At 60.4% G+C, this 20,855-nt stretch carries 8 protein-coding genes and 2 pseudogenes; 8 read left to right on the top strand and 2 right to left on the bottom strand.

What is annotated here, in order from left to right:
• Both WKW80_RS35460 and WKW80_RS35455 read right to left on the bottom strand, forming a co-directional pair.
• A pseudogene (locus tag WKW80_RS35460) lies at nucleotides 1-687 on the bottom strand (hypothetical protein); the annotation flags it as partial.
• A gap of 111 nt (nucleotides 688-798) precedes the next feature.
• Nucleotides 799-1,598: pseudogene (locus WKW80_RS35455) on the bottom strand (Tn3 family transposase); the annotation flags it as partial.
• Nucleotides 1,599-1,899: 301 nt separating this feature from the next.
• Here WKW80_RS35455 and dpdE point away from each other — a divergent pair.
• The 8 genes from dpdE to dpdD are packed head-to-tail and all read left to right on the top strand — an operon-like array spanning nucleotide 1,900 to nucleotide 20,083.
• Nucleotides 1,900-5,256, top strand: coding sequence for a protein DpdE (gene dpdE / locus WKW80_RS35450; protein WP_340368252.1), 3,357 nt, complete (start codon nucleotides 1,900-1,902; stop codon nucleotides 5,254-5,256).
• Entirely contained in the window at nucleotides 5,240-7,795 is a 2,556-nt protein-coding gene (gene dpdF / locus WKW80_RS35445) for a protein DpdF (protein WP_340368251.1), read from the top strand. Before dpdE ends, dpdF begins: the two co-directional genes overlap by 17 nt.
• Entirely contained in the window at nucleotides 7,792-8,682 is an 891-nt protein-coding gene (gene dpdG / locus WKW80_RS35440; RefSeq protein ID WP_340368250.1) for a protein DpdG, read from the top strand. Before dpdF ends, dpdG begins: the two co-directional genes overlap by 4 nt.
• On the top strand, nucleotides 8,679-11,759 hold the full coding sequence (dpdH, locus tag WKW80_RS35435) for a protein DpdH (protein ID WP_340368249.1): 3,081 nt from the start codon (nucleotides 8,679-8,681) through the stop codon (nucleotides 11,757-11,759). The genes dpdG and dpdH overlap by 4 nt, the downstream gene beginning before the upstream one ends.
• The gene (locus tag WKW80_RS35430; RefSeq protein WP_340368248.1) at nucleotides 11,759-12,478 is read left to right on the top strand and encodes a hypothetical protein; all 720 of its coding nucleotides are present in this window, start codon (nucleotides 11,759-11,761) and stop codon (nucleotides 12,476-12,478) included. Before dpdH ends, WKW80_RS35430 begins: the two co-directional genes overlap by 1 nt.
• A gap of 9 nt (nucleotides 12,479-12,487) precedes the next feature.
• The gene (gene dpdJ / locus WKW80_RS35425; RefSeq protein ID WP_340368247.1) at nucleotides 12,488-17,263 is read left to right on the top strand and encodes a protein DpdJ; all 4,776 of its coding nucleotides are present in this window, start codon (nucleotides 12,488-12,490) and stop codon (nucleotides 17,261-17,263) included.
• On the top strand, nucleotides 17,263-17,787 hold the full coding sequence (gene dpdK / locus WKW80_RS35420; protein ID WP_340368246.1) for a phospholipase D-like domain-containing protein DpdK: 525 nt from the start codon (nucleotides 17,263-17,265) through the stop codon (nucleotides 17,785-17,787). Before dpdJ ends, dpdK begins: the two co-directional genes overlap by 1 nt.
• On the top strand, nucleotides 17,774-20,083 hold the full coding sequence (dpdD, locus tag WKW80_RS35415; protein ID WP_340368245.1) for a protein DpdD: 2,310 nt from the start codon (nucleotides 17,774-17,776) through the stop codon (nucleotides 20,081-20,083). Before dpdK ends, dpdD begins: the two co-directional genes overlap by 14 nt.
• Nucleotides 20,084-20,855 lie beyond the last annotated feature (772 nt).

The raw sequence follows: 20,855 nt of genomic DNA, 5'->3' as shown, positions 1-20,855 counted from the left end.
GAACGCCACGCTGCGCTGACCGACGCCAGCGCGCATGGCGCGGCCGGCGATGACCTCGAACGATTTCTCCTCGTCGGGGTGGCAAAGCCGCAGGTAGCCGCCGTCCAGACCGACCGTGGTGACGTGCGATTTGCTCGCCACCGGCACCTCTTCTGGCAGGGCCTCAACGCCCTGCGCATCCAGTCGGCGGCCGACCTCCAGCGTGTGCTCTCGCACCGTGCTTGGCGCGTTGGCCGCGGTCACCGGCAACAACAGCTCCAGCAACTGCGCCGACTTGGCATAGGGCATCGTGGCGGCCAAGCGACTTTGGACGTACTCCAGCTCTGCCGAAATCCAGCGCCGGCGAACGGCGATTTCAGCGCGTGCAGTGCACGCGCATCGCCGCCACCTGGGCACGCGCACGACAACGCCGCCGAACAGGCTGCGATAGTGAACATCGTGGAAGTCCTTGATGGCGCGATTCAGGCCACAGCCATCGCATCGGCGCTGGCTGGTCGACATCAGCTCGACCTGCCGCTTGACGATCTCGGCCTGCAACCGCACGAGGGCTGCTTTGCCGTTCGCCAAGCTCAAGCCCAGCGTCTCGATGCTCGGATGCGAATCGAGCTCCATCGTGAGCAGCGCCTGCGGATCCGACTCGACCGTTCCGTCACAAACCGCCAGACTGAGTTTGATCTGCATGGCCAATCTCCAAGCGAGCACGAAAAACTCATTCTCAGGTCGCTTCAGGGCCGCTTCTGACCATAGACGCAAATGGGTCGCCCACCCCACCAAATCGAACGCTCTCCTGGGTTGATGTCAGCCGCTGGCCTTTGTTTTGGCTCCAGTTTGTGATGGTAAAAACTGCGCGGCATAGCGCTCGACCGGGAAGCGGTACACACCCCCGCAGGTTGATGCCCTCCAGCCGCGTCGGCGCGATGCGCCCGCGGAGTGCCGGCGGCACGATCTGGCGCCGGTTGGCCCACCGATCCAGCACCGCCGGCATCTGCGTGGTGTTCCAGGCCATCACGATCGGCCAACAGGCTCAACGCATCGGCAACGGCCTGCATATCGTCGGCACGCCGGGCTTGCGCAGGCGCGACGCGGCCGGTGTAGGTCGCGCGCTTGAGCGCGTTGACCGCTTCGCCGCGGTTGAGGACCCGTCGCAGCACGCGGCGGAAGCCGGCATTGACGAAGTAGTGGCCAAGAACGCCGTCTTCAGCAGCTTGCCCAAATGGACGCCTGCGTCATAGATTGGAGTTCGCCGCGCTGCTGATCCAAACCTCGCCAGTGCGGTCACCGCGCTGGCACGGCCCGACATCACCGAGGCGACCAGGTGCACCAGGGTGTCCCAATGGCCTTCAATCAGGTCGGTGTTCACGGTGGCCTAACACACGGCGGCGATCTCGCTGGGGACCGTCATGCCCTTGGGCACGAAAAGGTGGCGCTGCTTGAGTTCCTTGAGTCGTAGGCACAGGTCGAAGCCCAATAGTCGAGACAGGCCCATTGCGAGGTCGGTAGCCATGCATATCCACAGCGAGTTAGACCGTCTCGATCCGCTCCTGTCGAATGACGCCCTCGATGGCGGCGCCAGCCCAGCGCTCATTGAGCACGATCGGCGTGGATCGCCGTGAACGAGCGCCTTGTAGGTCTTGGTCCACGGTTCTGATCAAATCATTGCCTGTCGCTCACCAGCAAGTTCCTCCACGAGGACGCTTCTCCCCCATCGGATGGAGGAAAAGTCCCTCTAACGGGAAATATTCAATTCCGACCGCTTAGTAAACAGGTTTGTCTTGAGAAACATCTCAAATAGCTGGCACACTCGGTAACAAGTGTGCTGCTTGATTCGCAAGGTGCGAGCGGGGTGCGCAGGAGACCGCTATCACTCAGAATCGATTCGTCAAACCGGCCGGACCCGCAGTGCCGGTTTCTCTTTATGCACCCGATTCGAGCGCGCGAACTCGCCTCATCGGAGTTGACTCGCCGTCAGATCGTAAGGGTCGTGGTATGGCTTCTCCTGGCGATTTCGTCGAGGTAAAAAGTGCATCTAACGCCTCGCGGGGCATTGGAAAACTGATCCGCACCGACGGCAAAATTGCGACGGTCCGGTACTTTGAGGCGCCGGGGATTACGGTCGAGTCGATCCAGTGTGCGACTGCTGATCTGAAGGTCGTCACGCTGCCAGCACAAACGCGCGTCTATCGACGTCATATGGCAGGCGGGCGCTGGCAAGCAGGACGCGTGCTGGATGCAGAGGAGCGTGTGGTCCTGGTGCAGTTTCCCAACGGAGACGCTGTCAACTGTGATGTCCAGGACCTGGAAACGCGATGGTCCCGGCCGTTGCGCGATCCCGTTCCGTTTCTGATCGCACAGGCGACCGAAACCCCGTTTCTTCATGAAGCGCGCGCCGCTTTTGCGCGTGCGGTGTCAGATCAGCACGTCTGTTGCGTCGGACTGAACTCCTTGCTGAGCGCGTCCGTCGAGTTGGTGGACTATCAATTCGACGTTGTCCGCCGGGTTCTGACTGATCCGGTGCAACGCTATTTGCTCGCGGACGAGGTCGGTCTCGGCAAGACCGTCGAAGCGGGCATCATCATCCGGCAGTGCGTGCTCGATGATCCGGCGGGCGCGAAGGTTGTTGTGGTTGTACCCGCACCGTTGGTGGCTCAATGGCGCGACGAGTTAAGCCGACGTTTCGGCTTGAAGTCCCTTCTTGACGATTTCGTGAATGTCGTTGCGCATGACCAAGTCGAACTGCTTGCGGAACTCCTGCCGTCGGCGGAACTGCTGGTAGTCGATGAGGCGCATCATTTGTCCAGGCAGTCGGCAGACAAGTCAAACTCGCTCTACGACTTGCTCAAGGAGCATACGGCCCGCGTTCCGCGTCTTTTGCTGCTTTCGGCGACTCCGGTACTGAGTGACAGCGCGGGCTTTCTGCGCGTTATGCATTTGCTCGATCCGACTGTCTTTCCGCTTGATGACTTGCCGGGGTTCGTGCGCCGCCTCGAATCGCGCCAGATGATTGCCGAAATTGTTGCGACGCTGGTTCCGGACAACCTCTACTCTCTGCCCGATGAGTTGGATCGGTTGGCGAGCGCGTTCACCGACGATCCGCTGTTGCTCTCGCGCATCGAGGAACTGCAGGGGGTTCTGGACACCTTCCCTGCGGAAGATGACGAGACGTATCTGTCGGCGCTGGGAGCGCTCAGAACCCATCTTGGAGAAACGTATCGACTGCACCGGAGAGTGCTTCGCAATCGCCGGGCGGCTTTCCCGTACTACACGATTCAGCGAAAAGGGCTCGAGCGCGTTGATTTCGCGGGCCGGCGGACGGCTTCATTGTCCGGACAGATCGAGCAACTTAGGCTCCAGTTGTCCGGTGCGGCGCATACCAATTTGGCTTTGCGTGCGGGGCTGATGCAGTGGGCGATCCACCCGCGTGTGGCCGCGTCTGTGGCTTCGCTCCTGGCGGACGCCCGCGTCGCGGATCCAGAAGCGCTTCGACTCGCGCACGAAGTGGATGCCATTGCACAGGCGGCGCGGAGTGACAGCAGTCGAGTCGAGGCCTTGTGTTCGACAGCCTTCAAATTGTTGCAGGAACGCGATCTGCAAATCGTCGTGTTCTGCGACACCGTCGATGAAGCCGATGTCGCATGCGCAGCGCTGGCTGAAACCTTCCCGCGTTGGACCCAGCGTCATACGGTGGCAAGTGCAGAGTCCTTTGAAGACGAAGATGCTGACGAAGAGGTTCCAGCCTGGCAGACATTCATCTCAGATCCCTCGGCGTGCCGGATTCTTGTGTGCGACTCGCGTGCAGAAGAAGGAGTCAATTTGCATGGCGGGTACAAGGTGGCCCTGCACTATGACCTGCCACCGTCGGCAAACCGGATTGAACAGAGATTGGGTCGCCTGGATCGCTTTGGCTCCGGCAAGTCAGTGCGATCGGTGGTTCTGGTTGATCGGGACAACCCCAATGAAACGGCATGGTACAACCTCATGGGTGTCGGTTGGGGCGTGTTTGATCGCTCTGTGGCCAGTCTTCAATATCTGATCGAAGAGTCCGCGCAACCGCTCGCGGATGCGTGGGCCGATCATGGTGCATCTGCTTTCGATGACTTATGCGACGATCTTTCGGGAGAGCAGGGCCGTGTGGCACGCGAACTGCGTCGGATCGATCAGCAGGACGCGTTGGACGCGTTGGGAAGCCCGGACACGACGGGACTGGATCTGCTTTACGAGGGAGACAAAGACTGGAGGAACTGGAAAGCAGCCTTTGCGGCCTTTGCGAAGGGCGCTCTGCGGTTCGTCTGGCGGCATGAGTCATCGCGCTCGAACGGGGATGAGATTTTCCGGGTCGGCTATTCCTACCGGGGCCAGCAACCCACCTTGCTGCCAATGGGGCGTTTCCTCCAGACCTTCCTTGCTGCGATCGATCTGGATTCGCCGGCCAGCAGTGCATCTCTGCCATTCACGCATCGCTATGCGTGCCAGCGCTCCAGCGCGACCTCACCCGATGGGTTGGCAAGCAACGTACGTCTGTTGCGCATCGGCGATCCTGTGGTCACTGCACTTGAAGAGTTCAGTCGCATGGATGACCGTGGCCGGGTGTTCGGCTTGTGGCGTGTCCGGCCTGGGCACGTTGTCAACGACCCGAGCGGGTCGGACCTCTATTTCCGCTTCGACTATGTCGTTGAACCCATGACGGACCCGGAGGAAGATGGCGAAAGTGGCGTCGGCCTTGCACGACGAAAGGCTCTCGCACGGCAAGCGGGCGCCAGTCTGCCGCCCCTGTTTTTCTCGGTCTGGGTGCACGGAGGAGGGGATGTCATTGCAGAGGTTCCGTCGGTGGCCTTTGAAAGCTATCGAACTTGCGACAGAACCGTGGGTGACGCCGATTTCAATCTCAATCCTTCGCGCTGGCGCCGTTTGCAGAATGCTGGAAATGTGACGTGGCTGCAGTCTTGGGAAAGCCTTTGTAACGACGCCCGATCCAAGGCGCACCAATGGATACTGGATTCAGCAGAAATGAGGGAACATGTTTCGAACGCTCTGGCGGCTGCCGATGGCCAGCAAGCGTTGCGTCGGGCGCAGGGTCAGGCACGTATAGCGCGACTGACAGGTGATCAAGCCCTTTTCGAGACTCAAGATCTGGATCATCATGAATCGTTTTACACGGCCCTTCGCGGGGCGATCCAGCAACCGGAGCTGCGCCTCGACAGCGTAGGCGCTGTGTTTGTGTCCAACCAGATGCCGTTCGACGATGCCGGCAGCGATTGATGGCGTGCAGAGCCTGCAAGATGTCGCCTCGCATTGGATGGCACATGCCAAGGGCGGCGCTGAAGGTCTGGCTCAACGATTGCTGCAAGTGTGGAATGCGATGCAGGAGGGGATCGCGGCGCATGCCGATCTGTTTGCCCTTGTGCGTCATTGGTCACTGCACGTTGCCAGTGCCGGGGGGAGTCACTGGTTGCCAATGCCGCTGGGCCAGGCTTGGCCAGACGCGGCGGGATGGCGTGCCGCAGGTTTTGACGTTGCAGAGCGCGCGCAGGGCCTGGACATCCGGGCTCGTCCGGTGCGTTTGCAATGGCTGGGAGCGCAGACGGATCTGTTTGACGATGCGTTTGCCGCCATTTCTGCACGGCAGAAGTTAGAGGTTCCGGCCGACGCCATTGTCCGGCGCAAATTGGGCCTCCCAACGTTTACCGGGGCAGGCCAGCGGGAGGCTGTGCGCGCGCTCATCCACCTTCCGGCGGAAATCACACTGATTGCCAATTTGCCCACCGGCAGCGGCAAGTCGTTGCTCGCGCAGTTGGCACCCTTGCTCGATGGCGATGGCCACATGGCTTTGACCATTGTTCCAACGGTTGCACTCGCAATTGACCAGGCTCGTCGGATGTCGGAGTTGCTGAAGCAGCAAGACCCGGGGTGGCAACCGATTCCGCTGGCATATCACGGAGGACTGACGCGTGAGGAACGCGCGCAGGTCCATCGTGCCATCCGCCAGGGGTCTCAGAAGATGCTGTTCACTTCGCCGGAGAGTGGTACGGGCGTGCTGCGGGAATCTCTAGAGACCGCTGCGACTGCTGGACGACTCACGCACGTGATTGTTGACGAGGCGCATCTTGTGGCGACTTGGGGGCAAGGCTTCCGGCCCGAGTTTCAGTTGCTACCCGCTTTGATTCGACACTTGCGTCAGTTGAGTGAAACCAATGCGGGTCGCGCCATTCGCGTTGCCCTTGCGTCTGGCACTTTGACGCCTGCAAGTGTCGCGTTGCTGCAGCACCATTTCGGGCCGCCCGCGGCAACGCAGGTGGTATCAGGTGTGCATCTGCGAGCGGAGCCCCGGTACGCCGTTTTCAGATGCGCTGACGAAGCAGCGCGACGTCAGCGCGTCGTCGAGGTCCTCAAAGCAGCGCCCCGGCCCTTCATCCTGTATGTGACCCGGCCGCTTGTGGCGCAGGAATTCCTGGCGCTGCTGCGCGCGGAGGGCTTTGCCCGGATCGACGCGTTTACCGGATCTACAGGGCCACAGGACAGGGAGCGATTGCTCACGACCTGGGCAGCCAATCAACTGGACGGGATGGTTGCGACGTCCGCATTCGGACTTGGCGTTGACAAGGCCGATGTCCGAACCATCATCCACGCGACGATGCCGGAGTCGCTGGACCGCTTCTACCAGGAGGTGGGACGCGGTGGCCGTGATGGTCTGGCGTCTGCCAGTCTGTTGCTCTACACCGATGAAGACGTTGTTCAGGCGCGAGACCTGTCGCAACAAACGCTGATCGGGAACGACCGCGCATTTGAACGATGGCAAAGCATGATCGGACATCCGGTGCCGCATGTGGGTTCGACGGGGTGGGTGTGGGTTGACCTCGAGCGCCGCCGTGCTGGCATTTCATCGAATTCGCCGGTCAATAGAGACTGGAATCTGCGCACGCTCAATCTGATGGCGATGGCAGGCCTAGTGGAACTGGTGGGGTTGCGCGCCACTCGCCCGGATCTGGACATGGACGCAGAGGAGGCGTTGAGCGGGGCAGAGCCGATCTACGCGGCGGTCCGCATTCTGGACCCCAGGCACATGCGCGAAGCCACCTTCGCGGCGCGCATGAATGCAGCCCGCACGCTCTCCAGTCAGGCTGCCAGCGCTGGCGTCGCTGCGATGCTTTCCTTCGCCACTGGAACGGTGGAAGTGTCGGCGGCATTGCGGGAGTTGTATACGCTCAACCAACCCAACGCGTATGCGGCGGTGTCGGTGTGTTGCGGTGGTTGCGCCCAGCATTGGAAAGTGCGCGCCGACAGTGCCCACTATCGACCACCTTATGTTCATCGCATCGACCGATTCGCGCCGAGAGCGGTCACCGGGCTGTCAGTTCTCACACCCGATACCGGCATCGGCCAGGTTCGGGTCGTAACGCACGAATTCGGCAACGTCCGGGAACGCGGGTATTTCAATCTCATTGACGCCTTCCTGACCCGGTTGAACCCGCACACTGTCGTTCTGGACACTGCAGATGCTGCCGTGCGGTCCGGTCTGCAAACGCGTTTAAAGCAATTGGCATCGGATGCTTTCATCGATGACATCGATATGACGGGCGGCCAGGCGCTCGAAGGCGGCGCCAACGAAGTGCGATTGGTCCTGTGGCCCGCACGTCCAATGAAACCCAATGAGCGCGACTGGCTGTGGTACTCACATGCCGCACTCACGGTGTTGCTGATCCCCGCCGATTTGCGCGATCCAGATCGTCCTGATCGTGTTTGGGCCGGCATCGTGCAACACGTACGCGCAGAAGCTGTATTGGAGGAATTCAACGCGTGACAGTACTGAACATCACTGCGGACGGACTGCCGAGCGTTCTGCTGGTCTTGCACCACGCAGTCCTGGCTTCCGCAAGACCGCTTGACAAAACGACCCTGCTCGATACGGTGGCGCCGGAGCATTTTGTGCAGGACCCCAAGATGACACGACAGACCCTCAGGCGTTGGACAGAGTTGGGTTTGTTTGTCGAATCCGACGAAATGATTTCCGTGGCGGACCGGCCCACCGACCGGATGCGAGGTCGCGATCTCGATGCCTGGACCCGACGAACGGCTTGCCGTCTGGCATTGTCCGAATCAAACAACGCGGACCTTTGGGCGATCGAGGGCGCGCGATCGGCTGACCTGACGCGTTCGCTCGCCTGGATGCTTGCACAGGACGCATACAGGACACAGAGCGGTGATCTGGAAGCGCTAGAGGCGCAGCAGATTGTCAATCCGGATCGCCAGTTGCTGCGAAATTCCACGCGGAAAAACGGTCTTCGATACTGGGCCGAATTCCTGGGTTTCAGTCGAGGTCCGGGCGGTGACATCGATCCGACGGTGGCAGTGCGGGATGTTGTGCCGGACATCTTGCCCGCTGGCGGCGGCATGCCCGCTGTCGAATTTGTGGGTGCCGTAGCGGCCGCGTTGCCGGTGCTCGATGGTGGACGGTGGCAGCGTGCAGTGCTCGACGAAATCGATACTTCGATGCTCGCGCCCCTGCAGACGGGGCAGCTGTCCACTGCGTTGTCGCGGGCCCTGATGTGTCTGCGCGCCAGGGGCGATCTCTTGCTGCAAAGCCGCGCCGACGCCGGCGCATCCATCACCTTGACGGGTTTTCAGGGGATCAGGCCGGATCTGAGTTTTCAGTGGATTGCCCGTCCTGGCAAGGAGACTTCGTCATGAGCGAGTTGCTCGACTACTGGCCATCGGCAGAGCGTGTGAACGAGTGCCTGCGTACCGAGGCCGAAACCATTGATGAAGCATTGTTGCTGGCTGTCCATGAACCGGCGACCCTGCGCCGGCGTGCTGCGCACACCGGACTCGAAGTGGATGCCACCGAGAAGGACTTGCTCGATGCACTGATGCGACCGTCAAATGACGGCAGCGCGGTGCTGGTCGCCATCACCGGCGCTTCCGGCGTTGGTAAGTCGCACATGGTTCGATGGCTTCGGGCACAGTTGCTGCGGCATCCGATGCGCGATCGCCTGGTGATCGTCTCGATTCCGAAAACCGCAAGTCTGCGTCAAGTGGTGGAGCGGATGCTTGAACCCCTTGGCGGGCAAGCTTACGCAGCGATTAAAAATGATCTCGACCGAGCGGTGGAGGCGCTTAAGCCGACGCAGGCGGCAGAACTCCTGGCGACTACCCTGGCAGGTGAATTGGAGACCTTTGCGAGCAATCTTCAGGAGGAAGTCCGCGCGAATTCAGTGGCGCGCGAGCACGCGCCACGCATCAACATCGCCCGCAAAGTCCGGACCCTAGTACGCGATCCTCAAGTGCGCGACAGTTGGCTGCAAGAGGTCATGATCCGCATCATTCAGTCCAGCCTGGATGGCGCCGCAGATCCTGATCAGCGGCGATTTCATGCGCGCGATTTTGTTCCCCCTCCGACCATCGCTAACAACACGTTCCAGCCTGAGACCAACAGTGTCTTGACCTTTCTGGCGCGCAACGATGGTGCGGACAGGACGGCGGCCGCGGAGATTCTTCAGGAAGTCCTGGACCCTGCATTGCGCAGTGTTTTCGGCTTCACTGAAACCTTCAGGCAAAAGACCATACAGGAGATCGTTGGCGACATCAGGCGACAACTGTTGGCAGAGAAACGCGAGTTGGTTTTACTGGTGGAAGACCTGGCCGCGCTGGCCGGGATCCAGCAACCACTGCTGGACATCGTGATCGCCGAGAGCGACGACCAGGGGCGGCGCGTCCGGGCACCGATCCGGACAGCCTTGGCCGTGACCGACGGTTTCCTGCCGGGTCGGCAAACCCTGCTCACCCGAGCCAAGGCTGAATGGGTCATCCCGAGTGAAGGGCTTGCAGACGAAGTGGTTGTCGCGCGCTTGGTGCGGTTGACGGGGCGTTACCTGAATGCTGCACGATGGGGCCTTGGCGTGCTCAAGAAGCGGTTCGCCGAAGTTCCGCCAGACGAACAAAACCTTTATACGTGGGTTCCTGTTTTTGATGAGGATCTGGAGGCTGCGTCCGCGGATCAGTTGGAGGCGTTTGGCAAGACAAAGGCCAAGCACGCGTTGTTTCCGTTTTCTGAAGTCGCAGTTCGCTCGTTTGCTGAGCAAGCACTCAAGCGTGGTGGCCAGTGGGTATTCAATCCGCGTGCTTACATCGACGCGGTGCTGCATCCCGTGCTGAAGCAGCGCAACCTTTTCGCGAGAGGGCAGTTTCCTGCGGCCCTGCCAGCAGACCTTCGCGTCGTCTCCGAGGTGGGTCTGGCGCTTTCGTACAAGGGCTACTCGCCAGCGGAACTCAAGCAGGTGGAGGCGGCGGTCTTTTACTGGGCGGGCAATCCGGATTCACTGTCAAAGACTGCGCCGGTGTCAAAGCAGGTCTTCGACGCACTCAACGTAAAGTGGCCATTCGACAGCAGCGCGGTGCCCGGACGACCCCCTGTCAAAAAGCCTCCAATAGACGGCGTTGGCACCGGGCAGGGACCGCAGTCGCCCGTGCCCCCCCCGGCCCCGCCGCCGCCGGCCCCAGGGCCTGAAGTTTCGGACTTTGCCAAGGCACTGGAGTCGTGGGGCCCGACGACACGCCTGACCGGAACAGTACCGAATCGGGTCAGGAAACTGCTGGAAGATTCACTGAACCAACGGATCGATCCAGACCTCCTGCGGTTGCATGGCGAGAAGGTTGACAGCAAGTGGTTCTGGTTGCCACCCAGCACGACAACGAGCAATCCAAGCGCCGGCATCGTGATACGCGTCGCCGCCGTCGATCAGCCGATTCCACCGCTCGTGATTGGCGGGTTGCGGGCTCTGGATCGTTGGGACTTGCGCAAGCAGAATTGGGACTATGAAGGCGCCGAGGACGACTACGCTGCCGCGCATGCGTTGCTCGATGTTCTTGAACCGCAAACGACGGACCAACTGTCGGAGCGCGCCGTGGCGGATGTTGCCGTTCTGTCAGTTGCGTTGCATCGCCAAGGGTTGCTTCTGGGATTGAGTCGTTCTGCCGAACCGGATGCGACGCGCGCGCTGAAGCAGTTGGCACAACCCGCGGTGAGCAACCCCCCAATGGACTTGGCTACGGATACCAATCCGTTTGTGCGTCGAGTGACGGAGTTCCGTACGGAGGCCGCCCGCGCCCGCACGGTATTGCAAGACCAACTTCGTTTTCGACTTGGGTGCTATCAAGGCAACACCGGTGGAAAAGTCCTCGCCGTGGACACGCAACGGTTCAAGCAGGCCTGGAAGGCCCCTACACCGAAGATCTTCGCTTTGACGCTCAAAAGCAAGGAGGCGGTGGGTGCAGATGCCGCCGACGCCCTCGAGCGCATGTCGAACGCATCGCTGACGCAGGTTCTGGCAGCTTTGCAGAAAGCCCAAGAACTTTATCGGCCGCGCATTGCAGAGGCATTTGACGATGACCATGCGCGAGTGGCTTGGCGTACGCACATGCTAGACACTCTGGAACAGTCACGCACCTTGTCGCTCTGGCCATCCGAATGCAATGAAAAGCATGTCCGGAAAGCGATTGAGGAACTCTCCAGCGACGGACTGGAAGGACTGTTCAAGCGTGCACGGCAGTTCTCGCCACCAGATGATTCGCAGTCGCTGGATGTGCGTCTAGAAGGATGGAGTTCGATGCAGTTGCCTGACCTCAAGCATGTGGCCGAATCGGTTGATACTCTGGAGCACTATTTTTCGGCGCTTGAGCGCACATGCGGCAAACAGACTGACAGCTTTAGTGACGAAGCGCTTGTGCAGCGCGAGGCGTTCATAAACAGTTTGGGATGGGAGGCATGATGGCGACGCTCCTCGCGCGTAGCACGGATGCCCAGGCGCAACTCGGCCGGACCCATATCGCCAACCAGGTGCGGCACCAACTGGCCACCATACAAAGCAGACAGTCGGAATGGGATGGCGCAAGGAAGCCGATCGATGCGCTGTATGCGAAGCTCCAATGGTTCGGAGCTGAAGTGTCGGCTGACGCCGACCTGCAGGAAGTGCTTGGCAAGGTCAGATATCTCAGCGGCCAAGCGCAAGAGCTATTGCGCAGTGGCACTGACATGGAGGTCCTTACTCAGGACGAACTTTGGGTGCGTCTGATCAATCAGGCGAAGACTGCCGCAGACACGGCGCGCGCTGCGGTCCGCGCGGCGTGGCGCGCGCGGGTACTTGCAGCTGGCACCCTCCCGGCTCCAGAAGAAATTAGCAATCTGATGATGCCTTCGCCGACGAACCAGGCCGCCCTGCGGGCTTACCGTGAGCAGCATGAACGCTATCGCGCGCTTCGTGATCGCCTGGAGCCCGGCTCAGAAAGCGATCTCTATGCCGTTGATCAATACGCAAGGGACTTGCAGGCGCGTCAGCAATCGTTCGCGCTGAACTTGCCACCCGAGGTCAAACTTTTCCGGGAAGCGCTTCCTTTGGGGGCGCCTTTGCCATTGTTGACACCGAGCGTCCTGCAATGGTTGCAAGAGCATGACGATCCTACGAGGTTTGCGGTCCATGTTAAATCATAGGCAATTAATTTGAATTCCAATCTCCTGTTAACTGAAAAAGCCTTGGACGCGCTCGAGCAGATTGAAGCTCGTGGCCTGGTCTGGGGCTTGGTCGACAACGCACTCAGTGACGAGGAGGTGGCGGCGGCGCTTCGGGAGGTGTTGAACGACCCACGCTACGGTGCACTGCGCGCTGACCCGGCATGCAATTTCAGTACTTCGAAGGATTTGCGGCAGGCATTGGTTGAACTCCACATGCTCTTCCAAGTGCCGGCCACGCCCGGGGCGCCGGTCCGCTGGCGCACGCGAATGGCAGAGGGCATGCGCTTGATGGCGCGATTGCGTCAGATGTTTCCAAAGCATGACGGGCCGACCTCCTGGGCTGCTGCACCTGCGTTGGTAGCTGATTATCGCTTCCTATGGCGCCCACGGCAGTATCCCAAGCGGGATCAGACGAGCGCGCAGGTGATGGAAACGATCGGCGACAAGGTGTCAACGCCGGGCGTTCTGGATGCGGTGCGCCATTGGCTGGACAAGGTCACCGGCACGGTGCGCCTGGCTTCATTTCAAACCGAATCTGCAGCCCGTGTGCTCGGTGGACTGGAAAGCGGGATCCACCGCGCAACGCTTGTCTCTGCTGGCACCGGCAGCGGTAAAACATTGGCGTTTTACCTGCCGGCGCTGTCTTGGCTCGCCAATCAGCGCAAGAGCACGCCGCACCATGGGGGCGTGCGTGTGCTTGCCCTCTACCCACGCAATGAACTGCTCAAGGACCAACTGCGCGAAGTCTTTGATCAGTGCCGCCGATTCGACGATTTCCTGTCGCCTCATGGCGTGGCGCCGCTGCGCGTAGGCGTCCTGTTCGGTAGCGTTCCGCACAAGGCGACATCTGCGTTTTCCGGCGTTCAGTCTTGGCCAGGGGATGCGAGGGACCGCACCTGCCCGTTCTTCAGGTGTCCCCAGTGCACCGGTGAAATGCTCTTGAAGCGGGCTGACCTCGAGGCGGGTGTTCAACGGCTGGTATGCCGATCCTGTGGAAATTGCGTGGATGACCGCCAACTCGCGTTCACCCGCGAGGCCATGAAAAAGGCGCCACCGGACGTCTTGTTCACATCGGTGGAGATGTTGAACCAAAGCCTCGGGGACAATGACTCACGCCACCTGTTCGGCCTCGGGCCTCAAGCGTATCGAACGCCCGATCTGGTGCTGCTCGATGAAGTGCACCTTTACGCGGGGACCTTCGGCGCCCAGGTGGGATATCTTCTTCGGCGCTGGCGAAATCTGAGCGGCGGGCGTTCGAGTTTCGTGGGATTGTCGGCGACGATCACTGAAGGCCAATCGTTTTTTGCCGCGCTGACCGGGCTGGACGCAACTGCGGTCGAGGAGATCAGCCCCAAGCCTGACCAGATGGAAGAGGAGGGTGCCGAATACATGCTGGCGCTCCGCGGCGACCCGGTATCACAAACCGCGCTGCTATCGGCCTCCATTCAATCCTTGATGCTGGCCTCCCGGCTGCTTCAGCCTCGTGATGGTTACAACAAGAACAACCATCCATTCTGCGGGTGGCGCAGCTTCGCTTTCACCGACCAACTCGACGCGGCCAACCGCCTTTACCGCGACTTGCTGGATGCGGAGGGACGATTTCCGAATGGCGCCGAGAAGCCGACGCGCAATGGTCATAGTCCGGTGCTTGCGAACCTCCGGCGAAGTGATGGATCGCCCGGGCGACGCTATCAGGCCGGTCAGGACTGGCGCATCGTACAAGACGCACAACACAACCTGGCAAAAGGCCAGGAAATTGCGCGCACGACTTCCTATGACACCGGTGTGAGCATCCGGTCCCAGATCGTGGTGGCGACCGCTGCGCTGGAAGTCGGTTTTGACGATCCCGATGTAGGGGTTGTTCTGCAGCACAAGGCGCCCCGCGACGTCGCCCAATTCCTGCAACGCAAGGGACGCGCGGGCCGAACGCGACACATGCGGCCTTGGACCGTGGTGGTTCTCTCGGACTACGGTCGCGACCGACTCGCCTATCAGGCTTACGACCAATTGTTCAATCCGATCTTGCCACCGCGCCAGTTGCCGATGAGCAACCGGTATGTGCAGCGGATGCAAGCAGTCTTTGCGCTTTTCGATCATCTTGGCGAGCGCACGCAAAACGATCCCACAGGCATGTCGGTGTGGCGGGCGATGGGTGGGCCCGGCAAAGACACGGCGCCGGAAGGGTGGTCCGAGGAGGGCTTTGCGGAACTCAAGGCGCTCGCGCGCGAAGAACTGCCGAGCACCGTGCCCGGTTGGAAATCACTGCAATCACGTGCCCGCAAACTAAGCCCGGGTGGCCCGAATCCCTGGGCAGGTGCAAACTGGCTTCAAGGCAAGCTTCAGCGCCGTCGACTGCTGGAAGAGTTGGTGCAAATTCTGCGTGACCCCGACGTCGCCAACGCATGGGCGGCGCGGTTGAGTTCCATGTTGGGTCTGCCGCGGGATGACGTGGAATTGCTTCAATGGAGTCATCCACGACCCGTCATGCTGGGAGCAATTCCCACAGCGGTTCGACGCCTCGCAACTAACTGGCGCTGGCACGAGACTGCAGGGGGTGACTTCAGCGCCCGGCAACCCTTGCCGGATTTTGTGCCAGCGGCGCTGTTCAGTGATTTGAGTTTGCCCGAACTCTGCGTGACGGTGCCGGAGCGCATGCGACACAGCGGAGCGCACTATATGCCGGTGCAGCAAGGTTTGACCGAATTCGCGCCGGGGCGTGTCTCGATGCGGTTCGACGACGCGTTGTGGTTGGGCGTCGACGCCGCGGAACTCGATGTGCTGTTGGCGCTGGGCCAAGAGGTGGTCGAACAGGACGTGCAGGTCGGGCGCTGGTACATGCTGCATCCACAAGCGAAGTTCCGGCATTCGGAGGCGCCAACCGGTGAGGGGTATGCGGCATTTACCCCGGTGACCTCGCACCTAATGAGCGCTTCTCCAATGCGGACCGGCTCCGTCACAGGTGCTCCGTGGCAGGTGGGCCGAACCTCCAATGCGCGCCTTCATTGGGCCTCGCATCTGCAAATGCCCAAACGCGGAACTGATCTTCAACCGCCGGTGACGATCGGGATAGCGAGTCTTTTCAGCCGTGTTCAGGCGTGTACGCATGCGGGCCAATCGGCAGCCCTGGTGCGGCGCTACGCGGTAGGGTCGCGTGCCGGGTTGCGGCTGGAGAAAGGTAGGGATCGCCACGCCTTGACCGTGGAGTGGCGGTTCATGAACGGCGCTGAACCCTGTGCGATCGGGTTCGACATCGACACGGACGCATTGATCTTTTCGCTCAATCTTCCAACGGAACTGCACAGCACCATCGATTGGAGTGATGAACGCCGGACACGCGCGGCGCGATCGGCTCGCTTCAATTGGGAAGCGCAGCACGGTACAGGCCTGATGGCCGCGGTGGGCAATCCGTTCCTGAGAATCTGGCTGTGTCAGATCTTTGAGACTGCCGCGCTGCTGGTTGCCGGCGAACGCGGAGATCTGAGCGCGGCATTGGACGCGCTCGCCGCGGGTCATGAACATGATGTTCTGCGCCAAGTACTCCACACGGTGTTTCAAGCGCCCGAAGAAGATGCATCTGAAAGCGCCGAGGACAAGTCGGATAAGCTGCGCCAGGCACTGGATGCCGAACTACGGGATCCGGTCGTTTTGCAGGCGCTGCGTGCGACCTCAGGCGTGCTGATTGATCCCATGGGTCCGGACTGGAACGCATGGCTGTCTATGGTCGTCCGAACGACCCTGGGAGCGGCTATTCTTGAGGCGATCCAACAGGCTTGTCCGCAAATCGATGGCGACAGCCTCGTGGTTGACATTGATCCCGGCCCCGGTGCAGATGGGGTGTCGCCCGCAGGCCGTGAGATCTGGGTCTCGGAAGTGAATCCCGGCGGTAACGGATTGATCGAGCAAGTCGTCGATTTGATGGCGACCCACCCCGAAGCGCTGTATCACCATATCGAAGCCGCGCTCAGTGAGTCCGAGTTCGAGGTGACGGAACGGCAACTTCGCGAAACGCTGCAACTTTTGAGCGGCGGAAATGAAGGCGAAGATGTACGTGAGGCGTTTGCCGCGGTGCGTACGGCCATGAGTTCAGCCCAAGCACGCAATCGGTTCGCCGATCTGCGGGTGATGCTGGTGCAAAAGGGCCAAGCGGTTTTTCACAGTTATGCAGTGGCTCTCAGTCTGCGACTGCTGCGACATGGCAGCCCTCCGGAGTTGGACGCCTTGCTTTCTCGCGTACTCGATACGTGGGACGCGCTGGAAGCGCATCACGGCATCGAAGTTGATTTGCGCCTAGTCTGTGCCCAATTCAGCAATGACAAGAGACTAGACGATGCGTTGCTTGCAGCGCAATTTGACTTGCCGTCGGGTGATCGACGTGCGTGGCGATTCAGTGTGCTCCAGGGAATTCTGTGGGCGCGAGGGCACGCGCTGCGCGGGGTCGTGCTGCCTCTGCCGAATCGCTACAGCGACGCGGCCGCGGTCAGCGAACGGCTGTTGCTGGGGCAGTGGCTGACGCCCCGTGAGGTACCGATCGATCCGGGCCACCCGGGTTGGCAGAAAGTGTTGCGCGAACGCCTCGTCCAGCGATCGCGCGCAACAGTTGCCGTCCCTGCCGCGCATGCGGCAAAGTGGCTGCCGGTTGTGGTGAGAGAGGTCGTTACTGAACCTGTCCAGTTCGCCTACCTGAATGTCTACGCCAGACTCAGAGCGGTGAAACGTGTGAACGGACAGATTGAGTGGACATTCGAAATTCCGGAGTCAGTTTGATGCTCGACCGCCACATCTTCAAATCAGCGACCACAGCGCCGACCGCGGTACGGGACGCGTTGGGTTTGTGCTTCGCGCAGGAGTTGCTCGTACCCAGTCCCCGCGTGATTCTCGTGGCGCCCTGGATTAGCAACATCGTGATCTTCGACAACCGCATGGGTCAATTTGACGGACTGAATCCCGGATGGGACCGGCGTGAGATCCGCCTAATCGACGTTCTGGTGGCGATGGCATGCAACAGCACGGTACTCGACGTGCGTGTCCGCACCGATGCACACAATCAGTTGTTCAAGCCGAGACTGTTTTCGGCGCTAGGTGATGCCGGTGTGAAAGACCAATGCGTCTGGACAGAGAGTTCGGTGCTTCACACCAAGAGCCTCCTCACCGATCACGTCGTGATCGGTGGATCCATGAACTTCACAGAGAACGGAATCGCGATCAACGCTGAGGCGGTCACCATTTCATTCGAATCCTACAAAGTGGCTCAAGCGCATACGGAGCTGGATGAACATGGCGCGAGCTGACACCCACGGGGCCCAACAAGAAAGCATTGCACAGGCAACCGCAATGCTGCAGGCGTTCTTCAGTGCGCCCAATTCCTTTGTAGTTCAGACCGCAGAGCAGAAGGTTCCGGCCAGGACTGCACCTGCAGAAAATGTGCAGACAGTCCCTGCGCCGCTGCTCGGCGCGATTCAATATTACGCGGGAGGAGGCGCAGATCGCAGCATCCTGATCCCGTTCCGGCGACCCGATGGTGATGCACCTGTCGTCTGGTACGCGTGCGCCCATGACGAACTCGCGATGCGAGCGCTGAGCGCAGAACTTGGCGCATTTGTCGGACCAAGTTACGCAGATTTCGAACGGATGGACCTAGCCGTAGACACGGCCGACCAGGTTGTCGTACCGATCCTGAAGAAAGCTGGACTGCGCCACCTGCGGTTTTTGTCGATCAGAAAGGCATATGACGCACAGGTGATCAAGCAGTGGGAGATGTACTGGGACTTGATCGCGCGGCGTCCGAAACGTGCAGTAGCGCAACCGCGAAACTTTGCTCAACTCAGGGCGGATTTTGATCGGGCACTCATTGCCAAAAATGAAGTTGATGCAATGTCCACCATGGCGGCGTTGCGCGAGCAGCATGGTCTGAGTTTAGAAAACAGAGCGTTTCTCGAGATTCGATTAGCGGCCGCACTGGGCCGCTGGTCAGCGATCACCGGTCACCGACTGCTGTCACGTCTAGTGCAGTTGCGCGTGCCGCCGGAGACGTTCGGGGACATACAAGAGGCGCTCTACGAGGTTCATTTGCGCATGGACGAGCAAGCGACGAACGCCTCTCACCTGTTGCAGTCGTATCGGGATGACGTGATGCCGATCATCGCGCCGCTGCAAGGTCGGGGCGGAGCGTCGCGCCGGCCCGCAGTCCGCAAAATGCAACTTCTGCATGAACTAGTGCAGGGCACGCCATCAGCCGCGATGTGTCTTGATCTGCTGAACGAAGTAAGCAGCAGTTCATTCGGCGCTGCCGGCCCTGACATTCAGTCGCGTGTGAAGTCCTTGCAACCGCGATCGGGCTTCAAGGAAGCCGAGCACGAGATGTCCTTGGCGCGATATGAGCAGGCCTACTTGCTGCTTTGGCCGTTGAATGACAATGCAGAAGTGCTTGGCGCCCTCCTGCGATGCGCGTGCGAACTTGGCGATGCTGTGCGTGCAACGGCCGTCTCGCAGCGCGTGCTTCAAAGCCCTGCAGGTGTGAGCGTTCAGAACGGCGAGTACCTGCCGCTGTTGCGTGACGTCCAGAAATTGGCTGCCCCCGTTCTCGAAGTTGAGTCCTGGCAGGGGCGACTATCCGAACCGGCATCTGATACTGGGTCGGGCAAAGGCGTGGTCGAACGCTGGCGGGAGACTGTACGTTCGCTGGATGCGCGAGAGGCACTCAAGGAACATGGGTTTGCTGCTGCAATGGCGCAGCAGATCGAGGAACTGGTCATTGAGTATCCTCTTTCGTTTGAGGTGCTTTATCCGCTATGGTTCGAATGGGTCATCGAGCGCTGCCCGCCGGACTCGAGGTTTGCATCCGTGTACGCCGCGCTCATCGAAGCATTGTTTGCACGAGACCGCTTCGGAGACAGCGACCTTGAACTCATGAGGCAATCTGCTATGCACCTCGTACATGCCGGGCCCACGCCAGCCCAGTACAAAACACTGATCGACCGTCTGGTCAGCGTTTTCGAAACGGCGCGGTCGCCCAGCGGCGTCGGGTGGGGCCTAGAGGTTGCAGACGGACTGGCGGTGGCACCGTGTCGCGACGTGGAATCACGCACTCGGTGGCTCAGTCTGATGGTGCAGGCTGGCATTGAGTTCCAGGCGCGATTGCGTGCGCCGCAGCGCCTGTTGCTGGAAATGCTTGCCAGCGAAGCCGGCGTCGTGCTGCCCGCTTCGGCCGTCACACCAAGCGAGCACAAAGTTGATGAAGGGGTACTGTTGCGCAGGCGGATCCTGCTCTACAGCCTAGACGTACAAGCAGTGCAACGTGCCGCCTTGATATTGCGGCAAATGTTTCCGAACGCGAATGTCGAGAGCAATGTCGACGAGGTTTGCACGCCGCGCCTGAAATCAGCGAGTGGAAGTGCCGACTGGATCGTGTTTGTTGCCGCGGTGGCGACCCACCAAGCGTTCTTTTGCATCAAGGGCGCTTTGCGGCAGGACGCGAAGTTGTTGCAGGTGGAAGGAACTGGAACCACCCGGATCGTGGACCGTGTGGTCAAGGAAACCGCTGGATTTGCAAGCGCTGCATCGTCCGACACGGTGTCGTCTCGCTAACCTCGAGGAGGCTCACGCGAAAATCGACGACGGCTATTTTCAGTTCGAGGCTATTGGTATCCTCGGCTTGCATGCTGAGACCGAATCTGAAAGGCGAATCCTGTCGGCTCGCTGCAGTAACGCGTGCATGACCCATCGGCATTTGAATCGCAGGGTGGCGATTCCACGTCTGTTTGCGTACTTCTTCTGGGAGAACCTCGGAACCTCAAAAACCGGACAACCAAGTGCACTGCTTCTTCACGCGTACTGACGGCGCCGGGGCGAGGGAACGAGGGAACGCCCTTACCCCGGCTGCAGTTTTTGTGTCATGGCTAATGTTCATGTTAGCAACGAGCGCAACCTGCCTGAAGACGCTGCGTAAACTCAACGATTTCGAGTGGTCAGAGGGCTCATCTATGCGGAAACTTGAACCCGGAGACGTGCTCATGTGCTCGGCGGCGTCTTGCATGTATGTGCGCAAATTGTCCTCGGTCTACCTCGAACGCATCTCCGCGCAGTACAACCTAGGGGCTCCCTTGTCGAACAGTTCGAGCGACATGGGGCGGTTCCGGTGTACCAGATGCAGCACCAAGGGTGCCACGTTCAGGATGCCATACGACTCGCAGCGAATGTTTGAAGAAATTATTGCTTCGAAACTGGAGACTGACGCGAAGACTGCTGAAACGTAAGCGGCTCGCCGTCCCACCTTGAAGGCGGACGTGAGGCGTGTGTGGACGCCTGGATCAGGCCGGTCGCCAGTTGTGAGGCAGAAGCTCGTCGATGCGGCTGTTGA

It is taken from the genome of Variovorax humicola (genome assembly GCF_037889915.1).
GTDB lineage: Bacteria > Pseudomonadota > Gammaproteobacteria > Burkholderiales > Burkholderiaceae_C > Variovorax > Variovorax humicola.
This window is presented reverse-complemented; position numbering and strand designations above follow the sequence as displayed.

Bases quoted from the DNA above. Each gene is read 5' to 3' on its own strand.
- dpdD (WP_340368245.1), top strand. From the start codon at position 17,774: ATGGCGCGAGCTGACACCCACGGGGCCCAACAAGAAAGCATTGCACAG.
- dpdK (WP_340368246.1), top strand. From the start codon at position 17,263: ATGCTCGACCGCCACATCTTCAAATCAGCGACCACAGCGCCGACCGCG.
- WKW80_RS35430 (WP_340368248.1), top strand. From the start codon at position 11,759: ATGGCGACGCTCCTCGCGCGTAGCACGGATGCCCAGGCGCAACTCGGC.
- dpdH (WP_340368249.1), top strand. From the start codon at position 8,679: ATGAGCGAGTTGCTCGACTACTGGCCATCGGCAGAGCGTGTGAACGAG.
- dpdF (WP_340368251.1), top strand. From the start codon at position 5,240: ATGCCGGCAGCGATTGATGGCGTGCAGAGCCTGCAAGATGTCGCCTCG.